This is a genomic window from Nocardioides dubius (assembly GCF_039528155.1).
Lineage (GTDB): Bacteria > Actinomycetota > Actinomycetes > Propionibacteriales > Nocardioidaceae > Nocardioides > Nocardioides dubius.
The window spans coordinates 136,582-138,683 of sequence record NZ_BAAALG010000017.1 but is presented as its reverse complement, the minus strand read 5'-3'; the positions used below and the strand labels follow the sequence as shown (position 1 = coordinate 138,683).

General features: G+C 68.6%; 2 protein-coding genes and 3 tRNA genes. All 5 read right to left on the bottom strand.

The window, feature by feature from the left end:
* Positions 1-30: 30 nt before the first annotated feature.
* Entirely contained in the window at positions 31-579 is a 549-nt protein-coding gene (locus ABD151_RS20530) for a carboxymuconolactone decarboxylase family protein (protein WP_343996721.1), read from the bottom strand.
* 119 nt (positions 580-698) lie between these two features.
* Positions 699-774 (bottom strand) — tRNA-Glu (locus ABD151_RS20525).
* 149 nt (positions 775-923) lie between these two features.
* Positions 924-999, bottom strand: a tRNA-Glu gene (locus tag ABD151_RS20520).
* 35 nt (positions 1,000-1,034) lie between these two features.
* Positions 1,035-1,106, bottom strand: a tRNA-Gln gene (locus tag ABD151_RS20515).
* Positions 1,107-1,140: 34 nt separating this feature from the next.
* A partial coding sequence (locus tag ABD151_RS20510) for a CPBP family intramembrane glutamic endopeptidase (RefSeq protein ID WP_343996720.1) occupies positions 1,141-2,102 on the bottom strand: 962 nt, incomplete at its 5' end.

The window sequence follows — 2,102 nt, the reverse complement described above, 5'->3', positions numbered from 1 at the left end:
GGTCGCTCGTGGTTCGCGGCACCCGCGCCCTCACCCTTCCCGCAGCTCCTCGTCCGGCTCAGCCCCGAGCGCGTCGTTGACCGTGGAGAACGCCATCCGCAACGCCGCGAAGACGGTGATCGCGAAGATCTCCCGCTCGCTGTAGCCGGCCACGCGCAACGCCTCGACGTCGCCCGGCCCGGTGGTCGCGGGCGACTGCACGACCCGGCGCACCCATCCGACCAGGGCACACTCCGCGTCGTCGAGCCCCGGCGCACCGGGGTCGCCGGCCACCACGCCGGCCACCGTGGGCGGCTCGAGGAGCCCGGGGAGCTTCCGCTGCCAGGCCAGCACGCAGTAGCTGCTCTCGCGGGCCGCCGAGCCGGCCAGCACGATCAGGTAGCGCTGCCGGGGCGTGAGTCCGCCGTCCGTGGCGACCTGCCGGGCCAGGGCGAGCAGGCCTTCCAGGGCCCGGGGTTGGTGGGACCAGAGCAGCGACAGGTTCATCACGAACCCCCACGACTCGACGTCCTCGGCGAAGATGGCCCGCGCCTCGAGGTCGGGCTCGGGATCATGCAGGAAGTTCGCACGGTTGGCCATCGCGCCTCCTCGGCTCACCGACGACGCTACGCCTGTCGCGCTCGGCGGACCTGCCCGAAATGAAGGAGCAGAGAACGAGAAAGCTCCCGGCCACCTGAGTGAGCCGGGAGCTTCTTCGTTGGTACCCCGGAAGGGATTTGAACCCTCGCTACCGCCGTGAGAGGGCGACGTCCTAGGCCGCTAGACGACCGGGGCATGTTCTCGGCAGGGCCGCGAACGAGAAGAACTTTACAGGACATGCGGCGCCAGCGCGAATCGAGCGCCCACATCGGCGATGTGCGCCCAGACACGTCACACGGGGCGAAATGCACCGAACTCCCCCAGAAGACTGAGGGAGTTCGAGGTGGTACCCCGGAAGGGATTTGAACCCTCGCTACCGCCGTGAGAGGGCGACGTCCTAGGCCGCTAGACGACCGGGGCATGAACTAGGTGCCTCGTGCGAGGCGCCTCATTCGCTGGGATACAAGGACTCGAACCTTGACTAACTGAACCAGAATCAGTCGTGCTGCCAATTACACCATATCCCAAGGTGTTGCAGTCCTCTCGGACCGAGATGAAACATTACACGTGGGCACCCTTGGCCACCAAAACGCCCCCACCTGAACGGGATTCGAGGCCCATCCGTCGCGCCAGCCAGAGGGCCAGAGCGAGGTAGACCAGCGACTGGGTGAGGGTCACCGGGATGCTCCACCAGCTGCCGCCGGACGGGGTCAGCACGGTGTCCATCTCGCCGAAGACGAGGGCGAGGGTGAACGCGAACCAGTTGTTCAGCACGTGCATCGCGATCGCTGCCTCGAGGCCACCGGTGCGCACCACCAGGATGCCGGCGACGACACCGAAGGCGAACCGGTCGAAGAAGATCGGCCAGTCCTGGCTGAGTCCGTGCATGAGCGCGAAGAGCAGTGCCGGGCCGAGCACCGCCACCCACATCGCCAACTGCTCGCGGCGACGCGGGAAGAGGCCGCCGAAGGCCTGGGTGAGGTAGCCACGGAATGCGTACTCCTCCCCTGCCGCCTGCAACGGCACCAGCAGCGCGATCACCACCAGGAACCAGACGCTGGTGGTGGTGAACGGCGCCAGCGAGGTGCCGACGTCGCCTGCGGTGTCGGCGGGCACCAATGCGCTCACCGCGAGGGTGGCGAAGAGGGCGATCACGGCCAGGCCCATGCAGGCAATGAGGTAGCGCCAGCGCAGCCGCGCCATCACCGAGCTCAGCGTGCCGGGCCGCAGGCCGTGCAGCATCCGCTGGGCGGCGAACGCCAGCGGGATCAGCACGGCCAACGACAGCGCCAGGTAGGCGAGCCCGACCGGCGTCAGCCTGTCGAGGCTCATCACCTCTTCCATCCGGTCGATCGGGTCGTCGGCGCCGGTGGCGTAGAGGTAGGCCAGGTGCACCGCTCCGACGGCGAAGGAGAGGATCAGGCCCGCGGTCAGCCAGGTGGAGCCGAGGAAGAGGACGCCCAACGGCGCCCGCCACCCTCCGCGCGGCCCGGCGCGATGCAGCTGGTGATACGCCAACCCCG

What these genes read in the sequence shown, in the direction of transcription:
- ABD151_RS20530 (WP_343996721.1), bottom strand. Translation starts at nt 579, where the DNA reads ATGGCCAACCGTGCGAACTTCCTGCATGATCCCGAGCCCGACCTCGAG.